Origin of the sequence: Lysinibacillus sp. NPDC093692 (genome assembly GCF_050280125.1) — a bacterium.
In the GTDB taxonomy this organism is placed as follows: domain Bacteria; phylum Bacillota; class Bacilli; order Bacillales_A; family Planococcaceae; genus Lysinibacillus.
Genome location: NZ_JBNNUW010000022.1, coordinates 45,573 through 70,957, shown reverse-complemented (window position 1 = coordinate 70,957; position 25,385 = coordinate 45,573). Strand labels below are relative to the sequence as shown.

At 36.4% G+C, this 25,385-nt stretch carries 26 protein-coding genes and 3 riboswitches; of the genes, 20 read left to right on the top strand and 6 right to left on the bottom strand.

Going from position 1 to position 25,385, the window contains the following annotated elements; genetic code table 11:
* Positions 1-277: 277 nt before the first annotated feature.
* Complete coding sequence (locus ACQKN4_RS19955) at positions 278-1,180, top strand: alpha/beta fold hydrolase (protein ID WP_427484614.1); 903 nt, start codon at positions 278-280, stop codon at positions 1,178-1,180.
* Between the two features lie 681 nt (positions 1,181-1,861).
* Positions 1,862-3,031, top strand: a complete 1,170-nt coding sequence (ccsB, locus tag ACQKN4_RS19950; RefSeq protein WP_079561075.1) for a c-type cytochrome biogenesis protein CcsB — start codon at positions 1,862-1,864, stop codon at positions 3,029-3,031.
* 168 nt (positions 3,032-3,199) lie between these two features.
* Here the strand turns inward: ccsB and ACQKN4_RS19945 are convergent, their stop codons facing one another.
* The 3 genes from ACQKN4_RS19945 to ACQKN4_RS19935 form a co-directional block, all read right to left on the bottom strand.
* Positions 3,200-3,400, bottom strand: coding sequence for a cold-shock protein (locus tag ACQKN4_RS19945; RefSeq protein WP_053592785.1), 201 nt, complete (start codon positions 3,398-3,400; stop codon positions 3,200-3,202).
* Between the two features lie 203 nt (positions 3,401-3,603).
* Positions 3,604-4,230, bottom strand: a complete 627-nt coding sequence (locus ACQKN4_RS19940) for a response regulator transcription factor (RefSeq protein ID WP_079561076.1) — start codon at positions 4,228-4,230, stop codon at positions 3,604-3,606.
* Positions 4,223-6,388, bottom strand: a complete 2,166-nt coding sequence (locus tag ACQKN4_RS19935; protein ID WP_427484613.1) for a sensor histidine kinase — start codon at positions 6,386-6,388, stop codon at positions 4,223-4,225. Before ACQKN4_RS19935 ends, ACQKN4_RS19940 begins: the two co-directional genes overlap by 8 nt.
* 207 nt (positions 6,389-6,595) lie before the next feature.
* On the opposite strand from ACQKN4_RS19935, the gene ACQKN4_RS19930 reads away from it, so the two are divergent.
* The 10 genes from ACQKN4_RS19930 (at position 6,596) to ACQKN4_RS19885 (ending at position 14,454) form a co-directional block, all read left to right on the top strand.
* Entirely contained in the window at positions 6,596-7,513 is a 918-nt protein-coding gene (locus tag ACQKN4_RS19930; protein ID WP_079561078.1) for a hypothetical protein, read from the top strand.
* A gap of 85 nt (positions 7,514-7,598) precedes the next feature.
* Positions 7,599-8,576: a thymidylate synthase gene (locus tag ACQKN4_RS19925; protein WP_079561167.1), complete on the top strand. Its 978-nt coding sequence runs from the start codon at positions 7,599-7,601 to the stop codon at positions 8,574-8,576.
* 125 nt (positions 8,577-8,701) lie between these two features.
* Positions 8,702-9,136, top strand: coding sequence for a hypothetical protein (locus ACQKN4_RS19920; RefSeq protein WP_427484612.1), 435 nt, complete (start codon positions 8,702-8,704; stop codon positions 9,134-9,136).
* A 229-nt stretch (positions 9,137-9,365) separates the two neighbouring features.
* Complete coding sequence (locus ACQKN4_RS19915) at positions 9,366-9,545, top strand: hypothetical protein (protein ID WP_427484611.1); 180 nt, start codon at positions 9,366-9,368, stop codon at positions 9,543-9,545.
* 79 nt (positions 9,546-9,624) lie between these two features.
* A complete protein-coding gene (locus ACQKN4_RS19910; protein WP_079561081.1) occupies positions 9,625-9,813 on the top strand; it encodes a hypothetical protein in 189 nt (62 codons plus the stop codon).
* 45 nt (positions 9,814-9,858) lie between these two features.
* Positions 9,859-10,065 carry a thymidylate synthase gene (locus ACQKN4_RS19905; protein WP_197143701.1) on the top strand — a complete coding sequence of 69 codons (207 nt, stop codon included), beginning with the start codon at positions 9,859-9,861 and terminating at the stop codon, positions 10,063-10,065.
* 102 nt (positions 10,066-10,167) lie between these two features.
* The gene (locus ACQKN4_RS19900; protein ID WP_079561084.1) at positions 10,168-10,581 is read left to right on the top strand and encodes an Rrf2 family transcriptional regulator; all 414 of its coding nucleotides are present in this window, start codon (positions 10,168-10,170) and stop codon (positions 10,579-10,581) included.
* A gap of 71 nt (positions 10,582-10,652) precedes the next feature.
* Positions 10,653-11,282 carry an NAD(P)-dependent oxidoreductase gene (locus ACQKN4_RS19895; RefSeq protein WP_427484626.1) on the top strand — a complete coding sequence of 210 codons (630 nt, stop codon included), beginning with the start codon at positions 10,653-10,655 and terminating at the stop codon, positions 11,280-11,282.
* 213 nt (positions 11,283-11,495) lie between these two features.
* Complete coding sequence (gene aspA / locus ACQKN4_RS19890; protein WP_079561085.1) at positions 11,496-12,914, top strand: aspartate ammonia-lyase; 1,419 nt, start codon at positions 11,496-11,498, stop codon at positions 12,912-12,914.
* 292 nt (positions 12,915-13,206) lie between these two features.
* The gene (locus ACQKN4_RS19885; RefSeq protein ID WP_427484610.1) at positions 13,207-14,454 is read left to right on the top strand and encodes a methyl-accepting chemotaxis protein; all 1,248 of its coding nucleotides are present in this window, start codon (positions 13,207-13,209) and stop codon (positions 14,452-14,454) included.
* A 70-nt stretch (positions 14,455-14,524) separates the two neighbouring features.
* Here ACQKN4_RS19885 and ACQKN4_RS19880 read toward each other — a convergent pair whose 3' ends face one another.
* The gene (locus ACQKN4_RS19880) at positions 14,525-14,956 is read right to left on the bottom strand and encodes a DUF4181 domain-containing protein (RefSeq protein WP_427484609.1); all 432 of its coding nucleotides are present in this window, start codon (positions 14,954-14,956) and stop codon (positions 14,525-14,527) included.
* 525 nt (positions 14,957-15,481) lie between these two features.
* On the opposite strand from ACQKN4_RS19880, the gene ACQKN4_RS19875 reads away from it, so the two are divergent.
* The 5 genes from ACQKN4_RS19875 to ACQKN4_RS19855 all read left to right on the top strand — a co-directional run bounded on the left by ACQKN4_RS19875 (position 15,482) and on the right by ACQKN4_RS19855 (position 18,794).
* Positions 15,482-16,951 carry an amidase family protein gene (locus ACQKN4_RS19875; protein WP_079561089.1) on the top strand — a complete coding sequence of 490 codons (1,470 nt, stop codon included), beginning with the start codon at positions 15,482-15,484 and terminating at the stop codon, positions 16,949-16,951.
* A 56-nt stretch (positions 16,952-17,007) separates the two neighbouring features.
* Complete coding sequence (locus ACQKN4_RS19870; protein WP_079561090.1) at positions 17,008-17,244, top strand: YfzA family protein; 237 nt, start codon at positions 17,008-17,010, stop codon at positions 17,242-17,244.
* Positions 17,245-17,554: 310 nt separating this feature from the next.
* The gene (locus ACQKN4_RS19865; RefSeq protein WP_139376958.1) at positions 17,555-17,866 is read left to right on the top strand and encodes a hypothetical protein; all 312 of its coding nucleotides are present in this window, start codon (positions 17,555-17,557) and stop codon (positions 17,864-17,866) included.
* A gap of 245 nt (positions 17,867-18,111) precedes the next feature.
* Positions 18,112-18,354: a hypothetical protein gene (locus ACQKN4_RS19860; protein WP_079561092.1), complete on the top strand. Its 243-nt coding sequence runs from the start codon at positions 18,112-18,114 to the stop codon at positions 18,352-18,354.
* Complete coding sequence (locus ACQKN4_RS19855) at positions 18,261-18,794, top strand: hypothetical protein (protein ID WP_427484625.1); 534 nt, start codon at positions 18,261-18,263, stop codon at positions 18,792-18,794. The genes ACQKN4_RS19860 and ACQKN4_RS19855 overlap by 94 nt, the downstream gene beginning before the upstream one ends.
* Before the next feature lie 406 nt (positions 18,795-19,200).
* Here the strand turns inward: ACQKN4_RS19855 and ACQKN4_RS19850 are convergent, their stop codons facing one another.
* A complete protein-coding gene (locus ACQKN4_RS19850; RefSeq protein ID WP_079561094.1) occupies positions 19,201-19,308 on the bottom strand; it encodes a YjcZ family sporulation protein in 108 nt (35 codons plus the stop codon).
* A 263-nt stretch (positions 19,309-19,571) separates the two neighbouring features.
* Between ACQKN4_RS19850 and ACQKN4_RS19845 the strand changes: the two genes are divergently transcribed.
* The 3 genes from ACQKN4_RS19845 (at position 19,572) to ACQKN4_RS19835 (ending at position 22,599) form a co-directional block, all read left to right on the top strand.
* Positions 19,572-20,126 (top strand): hypothetical protein, encoded by a 555-nt coding sequence (locus tag ACQKN4_RS19845; protein ID WP_427484608.1) that lies wholly within the window; start codon positions 19,572-19,574, stop codon positions 20,124-20,126.
* A gap of 354 nt (positions 20,127-20,480) precedes the next feature.
* A riboswitch (cobalamin riboswitch) is annotated at positions 20,481-20,664 on the top strand.
* A 112-nt stretch (positions 20,665-20,776) separates the two neighbouring features.
* On the top strand, positions 20,777-21,160 hold the full coding sequence (locus ACQKN4_RS19840) for a site-specific integrase (RefSeq protein ID WP_427484607.1): 384 nt from the start codon (positions 20,777-20,779) through the stop codon (positions 21,158-21,160).
* A gap of 243 nt (positions 21,161-21,403) precedes the next feature.
* Positions 21,404-21,586, top strand: a riboswitch (cobalamin riboswitch).
* Positions 21,587-21,834: 248 nt separating this feature from the next.
* Complete coding sequence (locus tag ACQKN4_RS19835; protein ID WP_427484606.1) at positions 21,835-22,599, top strand: hypothetical protein; 765 nt, start codon at positions 21,835-21,837, stop codon at positions 22,597-22,599.
* Positions 22,600-22,958: 359 nt separating this feature from the next.
* On the opposite strand, the gene ACQKN4_RS19830 is transcribed toward ACQKN4_RS19835, so the two are convergent.
* Positions 22,959-24,899, bottom strand: a complete 1,941-nt coding sequence (locus tag ACQKN4_RS19830; protein ID WP_079561098.1) for an elongation factor G — start codon at positions 24,897-24,899, stop codon at positions 22,959-22,961.
* A 140-nt stretch (positions 24,900-25,039) separates the two neighbouring features.
* Positions 25,040-25,226: riboswitch (cobalamin riboswitch) on the top strand.
* Positions 25,227-25,385 lie beyond the last annotated feature (159 nt).

The window sequence follows — 25,385 nt, the reverse complement described above, 5'->3', positions numbered from 1 at the left end:
AAAGGAGAGGTGACGAAGCGATAACGGCTAACTACCTGCATTGGTAAACCATAGCTCCTTAAAAGAAAATGGCTGTTTTCTCATTTGATGTGGGAAAGGTATTGTAAAAGAAATCTTTATTTAACAAACGGGCAAAAATATCAAAAAAATAGAATGCTTATGGTAATGTAAGGTGTTTGTGAAAGGTTGTACTCAAACTAATGGGGGAGTTTAGTCTAAGAACTGAAATAGTTTTTATTTTAGGAATAACCTCATTCACTTTAGAAGGGGGATTGAATTGAAGGAATTTAAAAAAACAGTAGATAACTATACTTTTCACGGATATGAATTTGGTAATAACGGTCTTCCTTCACTTGTTTGCCTTCATGGATTGACAGGAGATTCAAAAAGTTTTTTGGGGTTAATTAAATACTTGATAAATGACTTTCACCTTATTCTTTTAGATAATCCAGGCCATGGAGAATCTCAATTACTAGATGTAGAGCAGGATTATATGTTTTCCTCTTTAGCAAGGCGTATTTATAGAGTGATACAGAAGATTACTAATGATTCTATTTATTTGTTAGGACATTCTTGGGGGGCTGACCTTGCCTTACATTTCACAAAAATATTTCCTAATAAGATAAGAGGAGTCATTTTAATAGATGGAGGATATGTATTTCCTGAACATGTTGATGGGATGACGGAAGTAAAAGCTTTAGTAGGTTGGCAGGAATATATGGATTCAAGTAAATATAATTCATGGGATGAAGTAGTTAAAGAGTACCAAAATTACACAACGAAGCAATGGGACACACAGCTTGATTCAACAATAACCTCTAACTTTAAAAAGGTTAACGATAACTATGTATTAAAGGCTGACAGGTTTAGCATTTTATCAACCATTAAAGCGTTTTATAAAGAACCTTGTTCAACTACTTATGATAGTCTTGAATGCCCTGTCCTACTGTTTCATGCAACAATTCCAGCGACTGATACATCCCGAAATAAAGGAATACAAAAAATTAAAGAGGATATTAAGAATATAAAGGTAATAGGTATTGATAATACCATGCATAACATTCATTGGGACTATCCTGAAACTGTTGCTAATGAAATTTTGTTGTGGAAATGGGAAAAAAATCAAAAGGTTTATGAACAACTTCTCCTTATTCGACAAACGGGTACTTTTCTTGAATAAGAGGGCGTCCTTTGGAGTGGCTCAACTTAGATAAAAGATTAGACCTTTGTTAGAGTAAAGAAAAGATTGTAAAGGTCTCTACTTAAACTATAGGACTACCTTAGTAGAAGATTCGATTATAAAAAGCACAGTTGATTTCTATTGACCTGACCCCCAAAATTAGATATCTATAGAAAAGCAACTTCTAAGACCTTAGTTTGGTACTCCACTGGGCTTAGGTCTTTTAATTTGTCCTTCAAGATTTAGTATAGAAATAATTTTTAAAATAGACTTTTATTTCATATTTTAGTAGGATGTAGTTAGAGTCATGCTATCTTTTTGAAATTCGCCATCTATTCGCCTTTATAGATGGTTTATTTTTTTGATATGAGGGCATTTTTTAGAGATTTGTTCTCTACTTTAAGCCACAAGATTGTAACAATTCTGAAAAAATAAAGCTATTTAAAGGGAAATGATGGCACTTACTTTGATGAATGACGTTATTTTTATTGGAAGCTACTATATAGTTTCCTCAAAAAATGGACATCACAACAAGGAGGGAACGGTAATACCATTGATATAAGTTGGAGTGGAGGCTGGCTCTGTGCGAAAGCGAAGCGGCAGCAACACAGCGCCCAGTCGGAACGAAAATCAACCTCACATTATGGAGATGAGCAAAAAAATACTTTGGAGGATTTCATATTGAGTAACGAAACATTATTAAGTTTAAGTAGTAATTCATTTTTCGTGGCATTTATTTTACTTCTGATCGCCATTATACCGATTGGACTTGCCGTGAAATCAAAAGGAAAGATTTTTGGAAAAATCGGGCTTCTACTTACATATATTGCATTTGCTTTACAGTTAGTTTATTTCATTTTAAGGTGGATTGCTGTTGATCATGCACCTGTAAGTAATATGTATGAGTTTATGACGTTCTTTGGCATTATGCTTACTGGTAGTTATTTGATCATTCATTTTTTATATAAGCAAATTGTTGTAGGTTTGTTTACGATCCCTGTGTCATTAATTATTCTCGGTTATGGAAGCGTTTTTACAAAAACAGTTTCACCACTTGTTCCATCGCTGCAAAGTAATTGGTTAACGATTCATGTTATGACAGTTGCCTTTTCAAGTGCTGTTTTATCGGTTTCATTTGCAACAGGTATTATTTATTTGTTACGAACATTAGATGTTTCTAAATTTTCGATGAGTACAGTTGCCTTGGAATTTGTTATGTATTGCTTAATTGTTGTGATTGGCTTTATTGGAGTGGCAACTTACTTTAACGTAGCAGGAGATAAAATAGAGGTTCAATTTGAAAATAAGTTAGAGAAGAAAGAAACAGCCGAGTATACGATGACGCCTCTAATTGTCAATAAAGGTGCAGTAACAGATAGTGGAGATCAGGTTGGCGTTTTACAGATTACGAATAAGCTAGATGCGAAGAAATTGAATACGATTGTCTGGTCATTTATCGTTGGAACGATTTTATATGGGGTGATTGTACTCATTACGAGAAGACGATTAATTGTGTTATTAAAGCCATTAACAAACCGTGTACAGCCAGTATTAATAGATGAAATTACATATCGAGCAGTTGTCATAGGTTTCCCATTGTTTGCCTTAGGAGGTCTATTGTTTGCCATGATTTGGGCACAGATTGCTTGGAGTAGGTATTGGGGTTGGGACCCTAAGGAAGTGTGGGCACTGATCACATTTTTATTTTATGCCGCTTTCCTTCATTTCCGCCTTTCAAAAGGCTGGGAAGGGGAAAAGACAGCTTGGTTAGCGATTATTGGATTTGGAATTATCGTGTTCAATCAAGTATTTGTAAATTTAGTTATTGCAGGTTTACATTCTTACGCGTAAGGATGTTATCGGGGGGATATGACAGGGCTAGTTCAAGGGTTCATTTTTTGCGATGCTCTTATTTTATCCGTTTTATATAGGAACTTTATTTTAAATAACCGTAAAAAAGAGACATCCATTAATTTGGATGTCTCTTGTATTTTGCACTCTACATGTTAAAGCTATAAATTAAAGCTTTACAACATTAGTAGCCTGAGGTCCGCGGTTACCTTCTTCAACGCCGAACTCTACTTTTTGGCCTTCTTCTAAAGTTTTAAAGCCATCTGATTGAATAGCAGAGAAATGTACAAATACATCATTTCCACCTTCTACCTCGATAAATCCAAAACCTTTTTCTGCGTTAAACCATTTAACTGTACCTTGTGTCATGTGAACAACCTCCCAAAAAAATTAAACAATCATATTGCTTCGATCGCTTGCAAAAAAAACACATTTTCAAAAGCTCGTATTACTTTTGAATACGTGATTTTAGCGGATAAGATGAAGTAATGTAATTATTGTTCTGATTATATAACAATTCCGAATATTTATCCAGTATATTCCGAATTTGTAATGTAAAATTTACATTTCCATTATTTTAACCATTCTTTCTCTTTCGCGACAATTACGGCCTCTGCACGAGATTCTACGTTTAGTTTGACAAAAAGCTTGGATAAATAATTTTCAACAGTGCGTTGCGTGACCCCGATGGCTGAAGCAATTGCTTTATTTGTACATCCTTGTGCGACAAGCTGTAAAATCTCTTGCTCCTTGTCACTTAGTAAAACATCTTGCTGCGCGTTTGGAAGATTGGTACGCTGCTGTACAAAGTCTAAAAAATCAGCTGCTAGTAAAATCTCGCCCCTTAGTGCGGCTTCAATGGTTTGAATCACTTGCTGTTTCGTGGCGAGCTTTGATAATAGTCCATCGACCTTCTTCTCAATCAGTAGTTCGTAATAATCGGAAAGTTCATATCCTGTATAGAGTAAAATAAGTGCTTCTGGTTGCTTTTTCTTAATCATTTCTGAAAGCTGGATGCCATTGATTGGCTTCATATTAATATCAATCAAAAATAATTGAAAAGATTGATCATCCATTCGCGACAGAACAGCGGAGCTATCTTGTTCCGTATCTATATGGACATTTGCTAAATCCTGTAATAATGTTTTCGTACCATCTAAAACGACAGGATGGTCATCTATAATAAGAATATTAATCATCTGAATCCACGTCCTCTTGTATTTGAATAACAATATGCATTCCTTCATTTAAATCGGAGGTTATCGTGATGTTCCCATTAAAAGCACGGACTCGCTCTCGAATACCATTAATGCCCATAGAATTTGAAGATTGCATTAAACTTTCAATATTACAGCCAATACCATTATCATCGTATTGGAGGATGAAGCCGCGATTTATCGCTTGTAGTCTTAGTGAAACTTCGGTTGCCTCAGCATGTTTAATGGCATTATTTAAGAGCTCCTGCACAAGGCGATAGACGACTAAGTGTAAAGTTACATCCTCAAATTGGACACGTTCTATTTGAGTTTTTAACAAAAAATCTGCTCGTATTTTCACCTTTTGAATTAGTTTTTTTAAGGCGATTTGTAGCCCAAATGTGTCCAGCAAAGGAGGGCTTAAATTCTCACAATACTCACGTAAGTCCTTCGATGCATTCAGCAACTGCTCACGAATATCTAATACCTTTTCTTTATTAATAATAGGAGAGCTAGTAAGTACATCTAACTCTCTCGCTAAATGAAGTTGCTCTTGCAAAATAGTGTCATGTAATTCCTGTGCTAAAATACTTTTCTCCTTTTCAATGATATTCCATAATAATTTGTCGAGCCAAGGAAGCTGTGTATCATTGCGATCCTTCATAAGCTTTATTTCATACACTAAATCTTCAATGAGCTTTAAATTATCAATAAACATTGAAACATAGAGGGCTAGTAACTCTAGCCAAAGAAGCTCTTCTTTTTGTAATACATGTCTAATGTGTAACATGATTTTTTCTTCACCTGTATCATGTAATAGTAGGTGATTCCCCATATTAACTTCATCACGAGTGCTTTCCGTAATTGTTGTAATTGTAAAGGCAGTAGTACCAAGCTTTTCTGTTATTTCATACTTGAATTGATCCAGTAATTCTTGCTGGTTTTTCGCTTTCCCCATACGATTAACCGCAGCATATAAATTATGTACATAATCGCCTGTGGATGAAAATATAATCTTTCGATATTTAAAATCAAGCTGCTCTTTTAAATAGAAACTAGCAATGATGACAAGGAATATTAGTGTAAAGACACCTATAATTTTAACAATCGATAATTTGTCTATAAACAGGAGGGTAATACCCGTAGTTAATAGTAATGCACAAAAAAAGGTAAGTGTTGAATAATAACGTAAACGAGATAATTGATATTCAATATCGAATAAACGTTCATTCACTTGAATGAAAATAAAAGAAAAAGGAATAAACAATAAAAATAATGCAGCTACTTCAGAAATTAAAATAGGCTTTTGTCCTAATAATTCGGGTATGACGAAAAACAGTAAAAACGGCAAAAAAGGCGTAATAAATGCAATAGTGATTAAACGGATTTTTTCCTGTTTAGTTCGTAAATAACTCGTTAGTAAAATATAAATTGCATAGAGAACAAGTACAGCAAACATTCCTAATTTAATTAAGGATGTGATTGAATAAAAGTCAGGATTAACAATTCGTATGAAATCCAAGCAAGGTATAAATAGTAGTGCTAAATAAAGCCATTTCGAATTGAGGTATGGCCATTCTATACATAGGTAGCGGAAATAACATTGTAAGAAGTGAATAAAAAGCACTATGCATAAAATTATACCAATACTTATTACAAATCCTCCAATTAGATTTCCTCTACTTGAGGCTCCTGAACTTATATAAGCCAAAGAACAGGTTAATAAAAATAAAGTTAGTAGACTAGTTAGTAGATTATCAGTATTTCTTCGCCATAAATAGATAGCAACGCCAAATGATAGAACGAAATAAAAAAGTGGAAAAATAATATGCAAATATAATTCTTCCGGAATATCTTTAATCTTAACTAAAACAGTATGAACATCACCATTCGGCTTCATAAATATCAGTTTTTTTGCACAACGTACCAAAGAATCGAGTTGATTAGAAAGAACAGGTTTGTCATCAATTGTCAGTAGTATATCGCCCTTTTCAATATTATGCTGCTGTGCCCAATTTGGATAGTAGAACTCGGTCATAACTGGTTGTTCGCCAGTTGTGTCTACTGAAATAGCAATAAAAGGTATTTGTGATGCAACTACAAGTACATAAATACCGAGGAGTAGGTAGGTTATGAAAATACTATATGTCCATTTACTCATTGTTTTCTCTCATTTATTTGCATGATAGTAATGCCCCATTTCAATCTTAAGTACTACTATATTATCCACAATTTTTGGTAATTTTGGAATACCGAAAAAGTTGTTTCGGAAAACCACTATTCCTTTTTCGGAATAACGAAGTAGTTTTTTCGGTGTAGCGTGTGATAGTGTAAAACTATCATGTGTGACGAAAAGGGGGAGCGTTGCATGACAAAGAAAGGATTGTTAATAGTCCTTTTTCTAGTCGTCATAATGTCGTACCCGATGACAACAAACGCTAAAAACGTAGAAAGTGATGCGGTGAAAGTAGATATTTGCATTATTGGGAGTGATAATCGTTTTGTCTATAAGATTCCAAAGAGTTTACATAATGATACGCCGTATGTTGAAATGAAGAATAACATAGAATCCTCGTTAGCAAGTCATTGGAAGGTCGAGGATCCTCGTTATGAAGTCCTCCAGACGGATGTAGCGTATACTTTTTCGATTAAAGATTTAATTCATGAAAAACAAGATGGGAAAATAAAGATAGCGATTCCATATACTTTTTTAATAGGAATGTTTGGCGAAAATGATCCCATTCAATTAAAAATTTTGTCTAGCAAACTAATCGACTGGCAAGCTAACTCAAATGATTTGGCAAATCTCGGCTTTGTAGAACCGTCTACTTATTTTAGTGAACAGGAATATGTTTATGAGGGAGAGGTTAACGACCTACTACATCAGCGGGTAGGACATTTTATTGGCTCTGTTATGAAAGGGCAAATGCTACTACATATTGTTATTTATTTTAGCTTTATTTTGGCGCAGCTTATTGCCTGTTTCATTTTATCGAGGCGCTTAAAAAAGAGAATTATTAAAGACCCAGAAAATATGCATCAATTCCGAAAGCTAAATTATTTGTATCAAATCATACCGATAATAATTATCGGTATGCAAATTGTTTTTCTAATCAGTTCAGGCTTATTGACCGCGTTTGGTATCTATTTTGACCCAGGGGTTGACCTTTTGTTTATTATTGTCCCAGTTTTATTTAATATTATTTTGATGCCAATGTTTTTTGTCACGATGGAGAGTGAAATCGCAAGGGAGCTAGAATACGATTCCTTTGGCTCAGTCAGGTAAATATTGTTTTTATTTTTGGGCATTCACATGGAGTTATTAGATGATATAATGGTCAACAGCATACTTGAAGGAGCTGTTGATGAACATGGCGCATCCAGAAATCGCGTACTTAAATTTACTACAACATATATTAGAGAGTGGCGTTAAAAAGGAAGATCGAACAGGGACCGGTACATATAGTGTATTTGGCTATCAAATGCGATTTGATTTAAGCAAAGGTTTTCCTCTATTAACGACGAAACGTGTACCATTCAAACTTGTAGCAAGTGAGCTACTTTGGTTTATTAAAGGGGATACAAATATTCGCTATCTACTACAAAACAACAATCATATTTGGGATGAATGGGCTTTTAAAAAATGGGTTGAGTCTGATGAATATTCAGGTCCCGATATGACAGATTTTGGTCGTCGTTGCTTAGTGGACGAATCATTCAACGCTGACTACCAAAAAGAGTTAGCTTCATTTTGTGAGCGCATATTAACAGATGATGAATTTGCAAATAAATACGGCGAGCTAGGAAATGTTTACGGCAAGCAATGGCGTAATTGGACAACATCAACAGGGGAAAGCATCGATCAATTGCAAGATGTAATCCATCAAATTAAGCACAATCCAGATTCACGACGCATTATTGTCAATGCATGGAATCCAGAAGACGTTATCAATGCAGGAGCAAAAGGCAGTAAAGCTGCACTACCTCCATGTCACGTAATGTTCCAATTTTATGTCGCAAATGGAAAATTGAGCTGCCAGCTAATGCAAAGAAGTCTCGATACATTACTCGGCTGTCCATTTAACATTGCCTCATATGCATTACTGACACATTTAATTGCACACGAATGCGGTTTAGAAGTAGGCGAATTTATTCACAGCATTGGGGATGCTCATATATATTCAAATCACGTGGAGCAAGTAAAAGAACAGCTTTCACGCGAGCCTAAGGACCTACCAGCCTTAAAAATCAATCCAAATAAAACGTCGATTTTCGACATTGAACTCGAAGATCTTTCAATTGAGGGCTACGATCCACACCCAACAATTAAAGCACCAATTGCCGTTTAACCTAAAGCAGCAGCCGTTTTGGCTGCTGTTTTTTTATGTAAACAAACATTGAAGTGGGAGATAGATAGATCGGAGCGACGGAAAGAATGGATAGAACCGGCTAAATCGTGGATAGAGAGGCCAAAATGATGGATAGAAGAGTCAAAGCGACGGAAGGAAGAGCAGAAGTGACGGAAAGGACAGGCAGAGCGACGGAAGGAAGAGCAGAAGCGGCGGAAAGAACAGGCAGAGCGACGGAAAGAAGTCAGAGCGACGGAAGGAAGAGACAAAGTGACGGAAGAAACAGTCAGAGCGACGGAAAGAAGAGCCAAAGCGACGGAAAGAAGAGCCAAAGTGACGGAAGGAAGAACCGAAGTGACGGAAAGGACAGGCAGAGAGACGGAAGGAAGAGCCGAAGTGACGGAAAGAAGTCAGAGCGACGGAAGGAAGAGCAGAAGCGGTGGAAAGAACAGGCAGAGCGACGGATGAAAGAGCCGAAGCGACGGAAAGAAGTCAGAGCGACGGAAAGAAGTCAGAGCGACGGAAGGAAGAGCCAAAGTGACGGAAAGAAGTCAGAGTGACGGAATGAAGAGCTGGAGTGACGGAAAGGACAGTCAAAGCGACGGAAGAAACGGCAAAGTGAAGGATGAAAGCCAAAATGATGGATAGAACCATCAAAATCGTGGATAGAGTGGCCAAAATGATGGATAGAACATGCAAAATCGTGGATAGAATGTCCAAAATGATGGATAGAAGAGCCAAAGCGACGGAAAGAAGTCTGAGCGACGGAAAGAAACGGCAAAGTGAAGGATGAAAGCCAAAATGATGGATAGAACCATCAAAGCGACGGAAAGAATCACCCCAGCGATGGAAAGAACCATCAAAATCGTGACTAAAACCGCTAAACCGACGAATAAAACACCAAAAGAGAGAAACCCTTTAATACATATAAAAGAACAAAACTTTCTAAAAAATATAAAGGATATTTAAATATTTCAAGTTTTTTCCGATATAAGTTTTAATATGGAAGTTAAAATAAAAATCTAGAGGTGATGGTGTGAGGAGATCATTGATTTTTCAAATAGATGGAAGAGAGCGTGAGCAGCGTTTAAGGACAAAGGTGCTGACGAATACTCCTCAAGCAACAGTGGAATCTGAGCTACCACACATCTCTACAAAATTAACATTGGAGCAAATTCAAATAATGATGGAAGTCATTGAGGAAATTCGCTTGAAACGTTATGAAGAAAGACTGTAATTGTAAGCGCCTTCTAAGCTATAATAGCTGAGGAGGTGTTTTTTTATGAACGTGGTATTTGTAGATTCAGTTTTAGGTACAGAGCTTTTGCATATGGTGTCACATGATGTGGCAGGTACATTAGCTGCGGCACAGGGGGAAAGTGTGACGTTTCCGGTTGGCCATTTTAAGTATGAATTTCATAACTTAGATTTTTATGAGGAAGATGGAGAAATACGACAAGAATTAGTCATTTACGTTAAGAAAGTATAATACTCCGTAATATGAAAAAAATAAATGCAGGTACAAATAAAGCAATTTGTTTGCTTTTATTCAAACCTGTAACTATAATAGTTACAACAGGTGGTGATACATATGGTGAACAGTCGGTTTTCGGTAGCGATCCATATTCTTTCGCTTATTGCTACAACATCTGATAAAAATCAGCTGACGTCTGAGTACATTGCTGGAAGTGTGAATACAAATCCAGTTGTTGTGCGACGTATGATTGGTGTGCTAAAAAAAGCGGGTTTGCTTACCTCGCAAACAGGTATTCCAGGCTATGATCTTTTAGTAGAGCCAAAAGATTTAACGCTTTTAGCTATTTACCATGCGATTGATGGGCCAGAGCAGCTATTTGCGATTCATGATGAGCCAAATCCAGCATGTTCAGTTGGTCAAAAAATCCAACGGACATTGGAAGGTGTTTATACATCTGTTTGGCATGCAATGGAAGAACAACTTCAAGCACAGACTTTACAGGATGTGTTAGATCAACTTCGTAAATAAACGAAGTCGATCTTTTGTATCTAACCTGTAACTAAATTAGTTACAATTGAAAAATAGGAGGAATTAGAATGATGAAAATCGCAGTAATTGGTGCAACAGGGAAAGCAGGAAAAAAGATTGTGGAGGAGGCACTGCAACGTGATCATGATGTAACTGCAATAGTACGTTCAGCTTCAAAAGTAACAGCAAATATTTCAGTAATTGAAAAGGAAGTTTTTGCATTAACTCAAGAAGATGTGAAAGGCTTTGACGTAGTCGTAAATGCGTTTGGTGCACTTGCTGGTCAGGAAGAATTACATGTGAAAGCTGGTCGTCATTTAATAGATATATTCAAGGGTATTAATACAAAATTATTTGTTGTCGGTGGAGCGGGTAGTCTGTTTGTAGACCCAGAGAAAAATGTACTCGTAATGGATACACCTGATTTTCCAGAAATGTTTTACGCAACAGCTAAAAATCAAGGTGAAAATCTACACGACCTACAACAATCTACTATTACTTGGACATTTTTAAGTCCATCAGCTTTCTTTGATCCAGAAGGTCCACGTACAGGTAGCTATACTGCTGGAGAAGATCATTTATTAGTGAATGCTTCTGGCGAAAGTTATGTTAGCTATGCAGATTATGCCGTTGCAGTGTTGGATGAAATTGAAAATCCAAAGCATGTAAACAGTCGTTTTACAGTGACTTCTAATAAATAATGATAAACCGAGCGTAAAAATTGCGCTCGGTTTTATTTTTTTTCGAAAGCGAAGCGGCTAAAGGTGGTGAAATGAATGAAAATAAAGCCTCTGGACACAATAACGAAAAGCTAAAAATGAGTATTTTTCATTTTACAGACAAATGACTGTTTACAATACGTCAGTTATTAGCTACTATCAAGTGTGAGGATTACATAAAAGGAGACGACAATTATGTCCACACAACGTATAGAAAAAGACTTTTTAGGTGAACGCGCCTTACCAAGCAATGCTTATTACGGAATCCAAACGCTTCGTGCAACTGAAAATTTCCCGATTACAGGGTATACAATTCATTCTGCACTTATTAAAGCAATGGGTATTGTTAAAAAAGCAGCTGCTTTGAGTAATATGGAGGTACACCTACTTTCAAAAGAAATCGGAGATGCAATTGTCGAAGCTTCACAAGAAGTTATTGATGGTGAGTGGGATGCTGAATTTATCGTAGACCCAATCCAAGGTGGTGCTGGCACATCGATTAATATGAATGCCAACGAAGTTATTGCTAACCGTGCTTTAGAGATTTTAGGCAAAGAAAAAGGGGACTACCATACAATTAGCCCTAACAGCCATGTAAATATGTCTCAATCAACAAATGATGCTTTCCCAACAGCTATTCATATTGCTGTGTTGAATTTGATAGATGAACTACTTCTTACAATGGAAAACATGCAAGCAGTGTTCCACCAAAAAGCGGAGCAATTTGCGCATGTAATTAAAATGGGTCGTACGCATTTACAAGACGCTGTACCGATTCGATTAGGGCAAGAATTTGAAGCGTATTGCCGTGTGATCACTCGTGATATTGCGCGTATTCGCCAAACTCGCCCAAATCTATATGATGTAAATATGGGAGCAACAGCTGTTGGAACAGGCTTAAATGCATTCCCTGACTATATTCAAGCAGTTGATCTTCATCTTGCTGAAATTTCAGGATTACCGCTTAAAGGCGCTACACATTTAGTAGATGCAACACAAAATACGGATGCTTATACAGAAGTATCAGGCGCATTAAAAATCTGTATGATTAATATGTCGAAAATTGCTAATGACCTTCGTTTAATGGCTTCTGGTCCACGTGCTGGATTAGGGGAAATCATTTTACCAGCGCGTCAACCTGGATCTTCTATTATGCCAGGTAAAGTAAATCCTGTTATGCCAGAGGTACTTAACCAAGTAGCATTCCAAGTAATTGGTAATGACCATACGATTTCTTTAGCATCTGAAGCAGGACAATTAGAATTAAACGTAATGGAGCCTGTACTTGTCTTTAACTTAATTCAATCTATTAGTATTATGAATAACGTGTTCCGAGCATTTACACAAAATTGCTTGAAGGATATTGAAGCAAACGAAGACCGCATGAAAGAATATGTGGAAAAAAGTGTTGGCGTACTAACAGCAGTGAACCCACATATTGGCTATGAAGTAGCTGCACGCCTTGCACGCGAAGCAATTCTATCTGGTCGTTCAATTCGTGAGCTTTGCCTTGAAGAGGGTGTACTAACGAAAGAACAATTAGATTTAATTCTAGATCCATATGAGATGACTCATCCAGGTATTGCGGGTTCAAGTATTATGAAATTAAAATAATTTATGTTGAAAGCACTTTGTCTAGAGCAAAGTGCTTTTTTAGTTGTTCAAAACCCAACCAACACCTCCTCTAGAGAACGCCCAGTCTTTACGGAAATCTCCCTTGACGAAGAGTCGAACTTTTATATCACAACTTCGACACAATAGTTTTGAACAATACGAAAAAACTTCCTGTTTTATAATTCTTTTTTCTTACAAAAGTTGGTGTTTTTTTCTAGGAATTTTAGGGATTTTAAACTATAATTGATTATGGGAATACTAAGGAATACTATTATAGTTAGGGGAATTTAGTATGAGTTTACGACAAAAAAGTATAATTGGCTTTTCATTTTTAAATGTTATCATGGGTCTTATTTTAATTATTGACTTAGCAAATTTAAAGTCATTAGAGTGGATGTCCACTTTATTAACAGTAATAGGATTTACTATGACAATATCGTGTATTTTCTATGTGAAATACAAAATTATTAATCCAATTAAACAATTAGCAGTATCCGCTCAAGCTATAGCTGAAGGAAATTTGACCACTTCTCCTATCGAGATAAAATCCAAAGATGAGGTTGCAGCTTTAGGTAAAGCATTTATTGAGATGAAAGAACAATTACATATGATGACACAAAAAATTGCTAGTAGTTCTACCGATTTATCAGCGAGCATAGAGGAGCTATCAGCAAGTACAAATGAAATTGCAGATGCGATAAACGAAGTAGACTCACAAATGGAGAATACGACTGAGGGCCTTAAAAAAGCAGCACATTCTGCAAATGAAAGCGCTATAGCTATGCAAGAAACAGCTGATGGCATTGAGCGTATTACCGTGGCTACACAAGATGTATTTGATCATGCGAAAGAAGCAAACGATATTGCAGGCAATGGTGCGGAAATTTTACATGTAGCTAAAAATCAAATGGAATTCATTTCAGATTCTACTGAAAAAACAAGTAACTTAATGCAGCAATTATCAGGCAAAATGACAGATATAAAATCTATGACAGACATGATTACGGCTATTACAGATCAAACGAATTTACTTGCATTAAATGCAGCGATAGAAGCGGCGCGCGCAGGAGAGCATGGTAAAGGCTTTGCAGTAGTAGCAGAGGAAGTTCGAAAACTAGCGGAGCAATCTAAGCATTCGGCTATTCAAATTGTCGATCTAGTAGTTGGCATTGAAAGCGATACAAAACAAGTAGCAACCTCTGTCGAAGAAGACTTAAAAAACGTTCAGCAGGGCGTCTATGTCATTGATGAGGCTACAAAGTCATTTGGCACGATCTCTCAGCATGTTAGCAAAATGACGAATCAGCTAGAGGATATTTCCGCAACAGCTGAAGAGCTTTCAAGTAGTGCGAATGAAGTTACAAAATTAGTTTCGACAATCGCAAATGGAATGGAAAGTTTAACCAATTCCACAGAAGTCATTTTACACTCCGTTGATGAACAAAGTGCCTCAATGCAAGCAATCAACACAGTAGTGTCACAAGACCTATGTGTACAAGCAGAAGATTTACAAAAGCTTACACAGAGATTTAGTAACTAAAGAAAAAAGGCTATTTTGCAGGGATAGATTATCTGCGAAATAGCCTTGTTTGTTTTCAATTTCTTCCGAATTAACTATTAAATAAGCCAAAAAAATCAGTCTTTATCGTCAAAAATACTATGCTAATCATAAACATCATTTCTGCAATAGTAGCAACAGCATCTTTTTTATTTTCCGCGTATTTCCATTCCATAAATGCTCGTAACATTTCAGAGGTTACTAAAAAGACAATTATGATGAACCATAACTCAAAATACCAAGTAATTCTAACATTATCATTGTTAAATTTATAATACGAACTAATAAATACTAGACTCAAATAAATTATTCGTACTGATAAATCTAGTTTTTTATGTCTTTCGTTAACGTAATCATAAGAAAACCATTTCTTTCTCTCGACACCTAGCAACTTTCTAATGACAAATCCAAAAATACTAATAATTAAAAGTAATACCATTAGAAAAAGTATTAGAGTTCCTAAATCAAAATTAATAATATTCATTTCGTTCACCTCTTAAGCCTGCTTTTTATTTCTAAAAGAATAAGATGATAGCTAATCTTGTTATACAGGCATGTGTGAAACGATAACATTACAAATGTTGCTTAATAGGTCCAGATTACTTAAGCGTTCTTCTTGCCTGAATAATTAATGAAATTCCTATAATACATAGACTTCCTGATAAAAAATGAAGAGTAATATTCCATCCTTCACTTAGTTTTTGAAAATATTTGATATATAAAGACACACCATATATACACATTAAAGCACCCCAAATACATTTAAGCATCTTCTATGATTCCCATCCCGTCCTTTTATAAAATAACTGGAAATTGTATCTGTATTCAGAGTGTAGCACAGTAAATAATTATTTGGTAGTTAATTGGATAATAGGAAACGAATGGACTAGCTCGTTGTTAAATACGAACAAATGAGAGCATTATGTTTAAAATACTAAAGTAGGAATAATATTTTGAGGATAATTTGATTTATTTGGTATAATTTAGAAATGAAGGGTGGGGAACTTGAATGGAGATAAAGTTTAAAAGCTTTCTGAGAGAAGAATTGTCAGTAATTGATATTCAGATAGCTATGGAACATGGTGAGATCACATCAAAAGAATTAACTATGTATTATTTACACAGGATTGCTAAGTATGATCAAGATGGACAGAGGATTAATTCCATGCTTGAAATTAATCCTGAAGCGATTTTTATTGCTGAGGCATTAGATGAAGAAAGACAAGCAAAAGGGGCTAGAGGGCCTCTACACGGAATTCCGGTTGTTTTAAAAGACAATATCGAAACGAAAGATTTTATGCATACTAGTGCAGGCGTAACAGCATTAGAAAACTATGTAGCTGAGCAGGATGCATTTCTAGTGAAAAAACTCCGTGAAGCGGGGGCTGTTATTTTAGGGAAAGCAAACATGACTGAATTAGCAAACGGTATGTCGAGTACAATGTGGGCAGGGTATAGTTCTCGAGGTGGACAAACACTTAATCCTTATGGTGATCCAGAACTTTTTGTAGGAGGATCCAGTTCGGGGTCGGCAGTAGCAGTGGCATCGAATTTTGCTGTTTTATCAATTGGAACTGAAACGGACGCCTCGATTTTAAGTCCCGCTATTCAAAATTCAGTAGTTGGTATAAAACCGACTGTTGGGTTAATTAGCCGTAGAGGTCTTATCCCTTTTACATACAGTCAAGACACAGCAGGGCCAATGGCAAGAACGGTTACAGATGCAGCTATTTTATTGGGCGTATTAACAGGAGTAGATAAAGACGACGTATCTACATATAAAAGTGAAAGAAGGATTCATCAAGACTACTCAATCTTTTTAGATGGTACAGGATTAAAGGGTGCTAGAATCGGGGTTTATACGAATGCCTCCACAACTTATTATGAGTCAGAGGAATATGATGAAACCCTTTTTAATAACGTAATTCATGTTTTAAGGGAGCAAGGAGCCGTTATTATAGAAGACATCGATATTCCTTCTTTTCATAGAGACTGGAAATGGGGAGTACCGCAACATGAACTAAAGCATAGTTTAAATAATTTCCTTGTAAATTTACCTTCGCACATGCCAGTACATTCTCTCTCTGATTTAATCCAATTTAATAAATGTTCACAAGAAAAAACGTTGAAATATGGGCAGGACAAATTGGAAATGAGAGATAATTTACCGAACACGTTAAGAGATCCTGACTATCTAAATGCAAAACTAGAGGACTTGTATTTTTCTCAAGAACAAGGAATCGATTATACATTAAAAAAATATAATTTAGATGCGATAATGTTTCCATCATATATAGGCTCGACAATTAGCGCGAAAGCCGGATATCCGTCTATTGCCGTCCCTGCAGGCTATATGAAAAATGGCAGACCATTTGGCATAACTTTCGCAGGCACTGCATTTAGTGAGGATATTTTAATAAAACTCGCATTTTCATATGAACAAGCAAGTAAATTACGAAAACCGCCGGAGTTGTATTAAGATTCTCTGGGCAAATACGAAACTGTTTTAAGTATAACAATTAGAGGGGAATAAACTTGGTAAATGAACAAAAAAATACAATTCCATTTTGGAAAAAATCATGGGTAGCCCTTATTGGTTCATTCTTATTGTCACAGATATTATTTATATCATTTGAAGTAACAGGGTGGATACCTAATTTGAAAGACATTGATGGCACTCTATTCGGAAGAATTGCAGAATCACCAATTTTCATTGAGTGGTTTGCTTTCTATGACACATTACACTTTAATTTATTTACGGTCTTTTTTTGAATAGTACCTCTTGTGCCTGGAATAATAGGTGCAATAATAGATATTTTTTCACCTAGGTATACATAAGGCAAGAAGGTACAATTCAACAACAGGACGTATCAATCGCATTACAAGTCGCGAGTGCAATTGGTTCGTTAAGTTCTCGTGTTTTATACGCAAACGTTAAACGAGCAGTACAACAAGGGCATGAAACAGAGTAAATTGAATATAACGCAATATTTACGCAAGGCATGACGTTTTTTTAATCAAACGTTGTGCCTTTTTATATGTAAAAAATGTTTTGATTAGTTTATATTTAACATAAAGGAGGGTGATAAAGGTGATTAATGGACAAAACGTAACAAGTATTATTGAAAAAATGAAAAAGTTGCATATAAATGATCCTTCCATTACGATTTATTGGGATCAATTGATTTTAGAATTTAATGACGTGAACGATACTATACGTTTTTTAGACGATTGCACAGAAGAAGAAATTGGTTGGTTATCATCGGTTTTCGATGATTTGGCCTTTAAATTTCAGAGTAAGGAATATGCAGAATGTCTTAAAAGACTAGATGAAAAATATCCGGATAATGTGTTATCCAATTTGGTTGAATTAGCAGAATCGTGTATCGATTAATACCGTGCTCTTAAAAAGAGTTGCGGTTTTTATTACTAATCGGGTTTTACGCTCGCACCAGGACGCATGAATATTACTCAAAAAAACCGTAGAGGCTAATAGGATCGTCATAACGTTTTTAAGCAGTTCCTGGTAAATCCAGAGTCGATTGAATAGTCTTCGCCTTTCGGATTAAACACCGTTACTATCACAAGTCTAGGTGATGTCGTAATGTTTAGAAGAGAGTAATTTCGACAGGTAATGCAGTGTTTAATCAAACTAAAGTATTAAACAGATTATCCTATACAAAAGAGCCAATTCCTAAGAATGAGGTACGTGAGAAGCTACCTGAGAGCATTCGACAATGGGCTAGTAAGGGTATTGTATTGTTTGATTCGCCACAAGTGGGCAAAAAATATTACTTTGGTGTGGATACTGCATCAGGGAGTGGGGAAATGCCGATTCATCTACTATTGTTGGATTTGATGAAGGTGGGCAGCAAGTATTAACGTTTGAATCAAATAAGATTGCAGTTTATGAATTTGCGGAGTTAATTGACGTTCTTGGACGTTGGTATAACTACGCTTTTTTAGTTGTCGAGAAAAATAGTTACGGCTTATCTGTAATCGAAAGGTTACGCAAAGAATGTGGATATGAAAATATGTATAAGCAAAAGATTTTTGATGAACGTGGTAAGAAAAAGTTACAACTAGGTTACATGACTACAGATAAAACAAAAGCAATCATGATAAGTGATTTTAAAGAGTCGTTTGAAAAAGGTTTAATCAATATTGAATGTAACCATACATTACAGCAGATGCAAATGTTTGTAGAGACAAATGGACGATTAGGTAATAAGCGAGGTAATACTGAAAAGAATCACGATGATCTAGTTATTGCTGGAGCATTAGCCGTACAAGGAATGAAGACGAATAAGTGGTACATATAGCAGAATAATATTAATAACAATCATTTCCTATTAACGCTATGATTAATGTGAAAGGTGGTATTGATATGAAATTTGATTATGGAACAAGTCATTTAACTGGACAACAACAGGCAATTATTAATCAGAGAAAAAGAAATGATAAGATATTGAGAGAAGAAAGCATTAAGAAAAAAGAAGCATAAAAAGAAGAAACTAAAGTTGAAGAAGTGAAAAAGGAAATAGAATAGACTTCATTCATAAAGGTCACATCAACGAGGTGTGGCTTTTTATTATACCTCAGGAGGTTGAGTATGAAATTTAAAAGGATCACCCGGAGGATAGCGATCCTTAGTAAAGTTTTGAAGGTGTAAGGTTTAAAAAAGTATTCCCTTACAACAGTTATGAGCATTATAGGTGGTAATTAGTATTAATAACCTTTCATCATGAAAGTAGCACCGACAATAATCAAAAGAATGAATAGAACTACGATTAGCGCAAATGCTGAACCAGTTCCACTTCCGTAATATTCAGACATAGTATCACCTCCTCTCTATAATTTATTATATGTACAGTTGTTAAAAGGAATTGTGATATTTGTCTTACTTATACGAGATTAAAGCCCGTGCTTCACATATTATGACTAATATAATGAGAATGATTGTTGATTAAAAAGTATTTGATTTCATTTGCATATTAAATCATAAAGGAGAATGATGAAGTGAATTTTGGTTATTACCCAAATTGGACTGCAGATACTCAAAATGCTTTTGCTCAAGTACCTGGTGAAGGTGATTTCCGATGATGCCAAGTAGAATGCCAGGAGGAATGCCAGGAGGAACGCCAGGAGGAATGCCAGGAGGAATGCCAGGAGGAATGCCAGGAAGATTCCCAGGAGGAATGCCAGGAGGAATGCCAGGAAGATTCCCAGGAGGAATGCCAGGAGGAATGCCAGGAAGATTCCCAGGAGGAATGCCAGGAAGATTCCCAGGAGGAACGCCAGGAAGATTCCCAGGAAGATTCCCAGGAAGGTTCCCAAGAGTAATACCGATAGTAATACCAGTACCAGTACCAGGAGGAGGAGTCTATCCAGTACCAGGAAGTGGATATCCAACATCACCACCACCTCAATATACGCCTCAAAAGCCTCAAGGATTTAATTACCAAATAGATTCGGGCGTTATGTCAAATTGCCTTTATAAATATACGTATGTTTGGATGACCGATGGAAGTGAATTTTGGTATTTTCCAACTAATTTAGGAGCTAACTCTGTAGGGGGGTATTATTATGATGGATATCAGTGGGTTTATTTTGCCATAGATACACAGTATATTGATGCAGCTGTTTGTAGTTAGAAATTTAAACATGAGTTGTTTAATAAAAACCAAAGTAAATGAATGTAGTATGAAGTTTTAATAAGAATTATTATTATTAGTGATGCATCTCAATTGAGGTGCTTTTTATTATGCCTTGAGAGGTTGAGTATGAAATTGAAAGAGGAAAATTTAAAAGGATCACCCGGAGGATAGCGACCCTTAGTAAAGTTTTGGAGGGAGGGGGAATCTTCCCTCTTTTTTTATTTGTAAAAATTTTCATAAAAGTGAAAAGTTACTTTAAAACTAACATTAATTAACTTTTAATCCACATGCCTTTACAATTGATTTTAATAATCTATAAGGAATGTGGAGTATTTTAAATAACTCACAACTGAATAGCGTGGAGTAATAGGTGTAAATTGCGTGCAATTTACTTAAAAGGGAAGTCGGTGCAAATCCGACACTGTCCCGCAACTGTAAATGTGAGCGACTTTTCATATACCACTGTTTAACGATGGGAAGGGGAAAAGTAGCGATGATCATGAGTCAGGATACCTGCCTATTATGAGTACACACCATAATCCTACGAGGAATCACCTAAGTTACTGATTGTGTAAGTCAGATATACCAACGGTTTGAATCACTTATAGGAATATGTAGTAGTAGATTCCACATTAGGAGGAATCGCTATGACATTAGTTAAATTTGCTGTACAAGATTTTATGGATGAAAGAGAATTGATGAATGTTAGTAAACACACTCTCACAAATTACAGAAGTTTCTTTAAAGGATGGCTAGAATGGTTGAGGGAGAATAACGTTCAAGATATAGAAGAGGTCTCTACGAATACACTACGATTATATTTATCTTATTGTAAAAATGAACTAGGTAATGGTTCAAATACAATCAATAACAAAATTAAACATAATGGTGAGGTGTTCGGTAATGATAAGGATGGTTACCGTATTCAGTCGGGACATTACACTTCACAAGTTCAATGTGGGTATGCATGTAAACGACTTATTGAGGAAGGGAGTTCCGCATTTTGTTCTATCATTGGTAGAATGCAATAGCCGTACCCAAAACAGGTACGCAGATTCACAACCACATTAATTTTTACCTTACAAAAAAATAACCTCACCCTTACATTATAGCGGTCAGGTTTAGGAAAATTAGAATAATTAATAGGGTTATCTCACTAATTTGGGATAGCCCTTTTTTGACTTTTGACAAATACTAGAATACATATTACAATTTAAACCAGAAATACAAAAGGAATATCTACTCTACATGAATTAGTGTGTTAAATTACAATTTAATATTTATAAATAATAGGTGTAAATTGCGTGCAATTTACTTAAAAGGGAAGTCGGTGCAAATCCGACACTGTCCCGCAACTGTAAATGTGAGCGACTTTTCAAGACCACTGTTTAACGATGGGAAGGGGAAAAGTAGCGATGATCATGAGTCAGGATACCTGCCTATTATGAGTACACACCATAACCCTACGAGGAATAGGAGGTGGCATGTTGACAAAACAGAATGCTCTGTTCGTCACCGTACGTCAAACACCCAAAATAAAAGAAGGTAATCGCTTTCAAGGCAATTCTTTTATGGTTGGGTATAATTTGACATTATGTGATGAATGAAAAAGATAGAATGAAGGATTTCCTCTAGTTGTAGGAAATCCTTTTTTTATGTAAAAGAAGACTTCCGTTTTGAAAAATATGTACGAAAAGAGGATGCAATGATGACGAATATTCATGTAAGTACAGCACAGGAATCGCAATATGTAGAAATGAAGATTTGTAAGCAGCCACGCACTGAAGTTGCCAAGAAAGTTACAACAAGAATGGTTGTAGAATCCCTTGTCGATCAATTAATAGCTAGCAATCTTATTAGTAATGAACGATTGTTTGATCAAATTTTATATAACAAAGATATTATTTGGATTCAAAATGAAAATTTTAATGGCCACCTTTTTGCAAAAGCGAATATTACGGATCAGCTTAAAACAAAAACAAATGATTTTATGATGTATATGCCGACAAATCCAATTGTGTACGATGTGAATGGTGAACATTATCAATTAATTACACGTATCGATTCGACTCGTGCAAAACCAAATTTAGAGCGACTTTCCCAAGCCCCAAAGGCAATACTAAGTGCCGCTCGGGTCAATGATTTATTGTGCTCGATAGTGATGCGCTTTTATGAAGTATATTTAGAGGATTTATCACGAGTAGTTCATAAAAATAAACAACTGATCAATTTTGTAGAGCGAGAGTATCATCAATTTCTAAATGCTGTGAAGGAACTAAATGATAATCGTTTAAACTGGCACCCACGTGGAAAAGGTCATGAACTATTGCTTGAACTGATTGATAATTTACAACTTTTGAAAAGTCGCCCTGGCAAAGTTTTAATGGATTTCTCACATTCCCATAGCTATGTTGTCGTGGAATCTTCATATCCTATTTATAAAAAGAGGCAGAAAACGATACAAGCTTAAAAATTAAAAATGTGCGGGATGGATCTCAATGCACTCAGGAGAAAGGTATATGCCTGGCAAGGTAGTAGAATGGAGTTGTCAGTATAGGATAGATACCCGCGGAAGGAAGGCAAATTCTCGCGCGAGGCAAGAATACCCGCGGAAGGAAGGCGAATACCCGCGGAAGCAGGTCAAATACCCGCGGAAGGAAGGCGAATACCCGCGGAAGCAGGTCAAATACCCGCGCGAAGCAAGAATACCCGCGGAAGGAAGACAAATACCCGCGCGAAGCAAGATAACCCACAAAAGCATAGTAACTCTCCGCGAAACATAAGAAAACAGGACATTGTTCTAACAAATCATGTCCTGTTTTTATGAATTTAGTCAATACAATGCATCGCTGCTTGTGCCTCATGCCAAGGAACGGAGTAGCCTTTGCCTTTTGCACAAAAAATACTAGAGGATGTATAGTCGGGATCGGCGTTTTTATCGTAGTTGATTTGTGCAATAATGTCTTCTGTATTGTGACACATATCGTAGCCATCAAATTGTAGGGAAAGTACGCCCTTCCCATTGGTGTAGGCGGCAAAGGTTGTACTGTAGCTCATAAATGTTGAGACAGGGGCTCGGCCGGTTACAATCGCATCATGTTCAGTTATTATTGGTGTGTCAAATGTACCGGCAACTTGCTGAATGTCGGTCATCATGCGGCCGATGAAATCACTAGGAGCTTTAAGTTTAAAGCGGTAGTACGGTTCTAGTAATACATTTTCTGCTTGTTCGAGCCCTTGTCGTAATGCACGGAATGTTGCTTCACGGAAATCGCCACCTTCAGTATGTTTATTATGTGCGCGTCCTGTTAAGAGTGTGAAGCGAATATCTGTAACTGGAAAACCGGTTAAGAGACCATGGTGATCGCGCTCGAATAAATGTTTTTCAATGAGTCGTTGATGTCCAATTGATAAATCATCGGCATGGCATGCATTGATAAATGTATTGCCGGTGCCGCGAGTATTTGGCTCCATCAATAAATGGACTTCTGCGTAATGCTTTAAGGGCTCGAAATGGCCGTAACCTGTCACCGTTGTGGCGATCGTTTCCATATATAAAATCTGTGGTTCGCTAAATGAAATATCTAGCGAGAATCGATCATGAAGCACTTCGATAAGAACCTCGAGTTGGATGACACCCATAATATGTACATGAATTTCTTGAAATTTTTCATGCCATAGTACACGTAATGAAGGTTCTTCTGCTTCAAGAATACGGAAAGTTTTTAACACGTCCTTTATATGCTGAGCGCCTTCATAATGTACTTTTGCCTGTAAAGTTGGTACTAACTCAAAGGGCTGAGAATTACTCGAACAACCAATGATATCGCCGATGTTTGCTTGACTAATCCCTTTTACTGCGAAAATCTCCCCAGCCTCTACCTCTTGAGAAGTTTCATACCGGCTGCCATTGTATAGTCGAATCTCGGTCACTTTTTCAGTCACGTCTCCAAATGAAAGTTCATCACGGACATGTAACGTTCCTTGCAAAGCTTTGATAAAAGTTAAGCGTTGATGTCCATCATGACGAATTTTAAACACCTCACCTTGAAACGGAGCATTGTTATTAAATTGTGTCTCTGTTAGGAGGGGGAACTGTGTTAGGAATTCCTTTATTCCACTATCTTTTAAGGCAGAGCCAGAAAAGCACAAAAAGGCCTTTTCCTGTTTAATCATCTGAGATAAATGAATAAGGCAGCTAGAGCTATCTAATGTTTCATTGAGAAAAGCATCGAGAAGATGTTCATCACGTTCGGCAAGCCACTCCATTATGTCGTTTGAAACATAGTCGGAACAGAGCGGTTCGTCTACGAATAGAACATCTGCAGAGCAATCCTTTTGAAGCGCAGCCATTACGGCTTCAACATTTGCTCCTTCACGATCAATTTTGTTAATAAAAAAGAAGGTTGGAACGTGATATTGGCGTAAAAGTTGCCACACTGTTTCAGTATGACCTTGTATTCCTTCGACAGCACTAACAATAATGATGGCATAATCCATAACCCGAATGGCACGCTCCATCTCTGGAGAGAAATCGACGTGCCCAGGTGTATCGATTAACGTATATGTATCATTTCCAAGCGTCATGCGGCCTTGCTCCGCAAAAATTGTAATGCCTCGCTGACGCTCCAGCTCATGATTATCTAGAAATGTGTCCTGGTGATCCACTCGTCCACGGGCTTGAATACTGTTTGTATGAAATAGTAACTGCTCAGAAAATGTTGTTTTACCGGCATCCACGTGAGCAAGTACTCCAATTGTTACATGCATAAAAAGATCCTCGTTTCTATTCATTCATTTAACAACATTGTAACAGAATTGGTATAAAAAATATTTCATATAGTGTTTATGTCGCAATAGTGTTAATATATGTATGATTGTGAATCTACTGTCAATCAATATATTCAACAAAATAAAAACGACGTATTGGTGTAAATGACCTTTGTTATTTGCTTAAAAGGGAAATCGGTGCAAATCCGATGCTGTCCCGCAACTGTAAATGGGGAGTCTATACAAGATGCCACTGTAGCCACGCTATGGGAAGGCGTATAGATGATGAACCTAAGCCAGGATACCTGCCAATATTTATTTATTTATTTATTACTGAATCCACGAGGATGGGGATAGTGAACAGGTTGAAAAACCTTTCTTTTGCTATGCTAACCTCTTGGAAACAAGGGGGTTTTTTTATGCCCTTTTCTAGAATCGCTACCAGGTAGCAAAGGAGTCTAAACGATTTCTTACTATATATTTAAC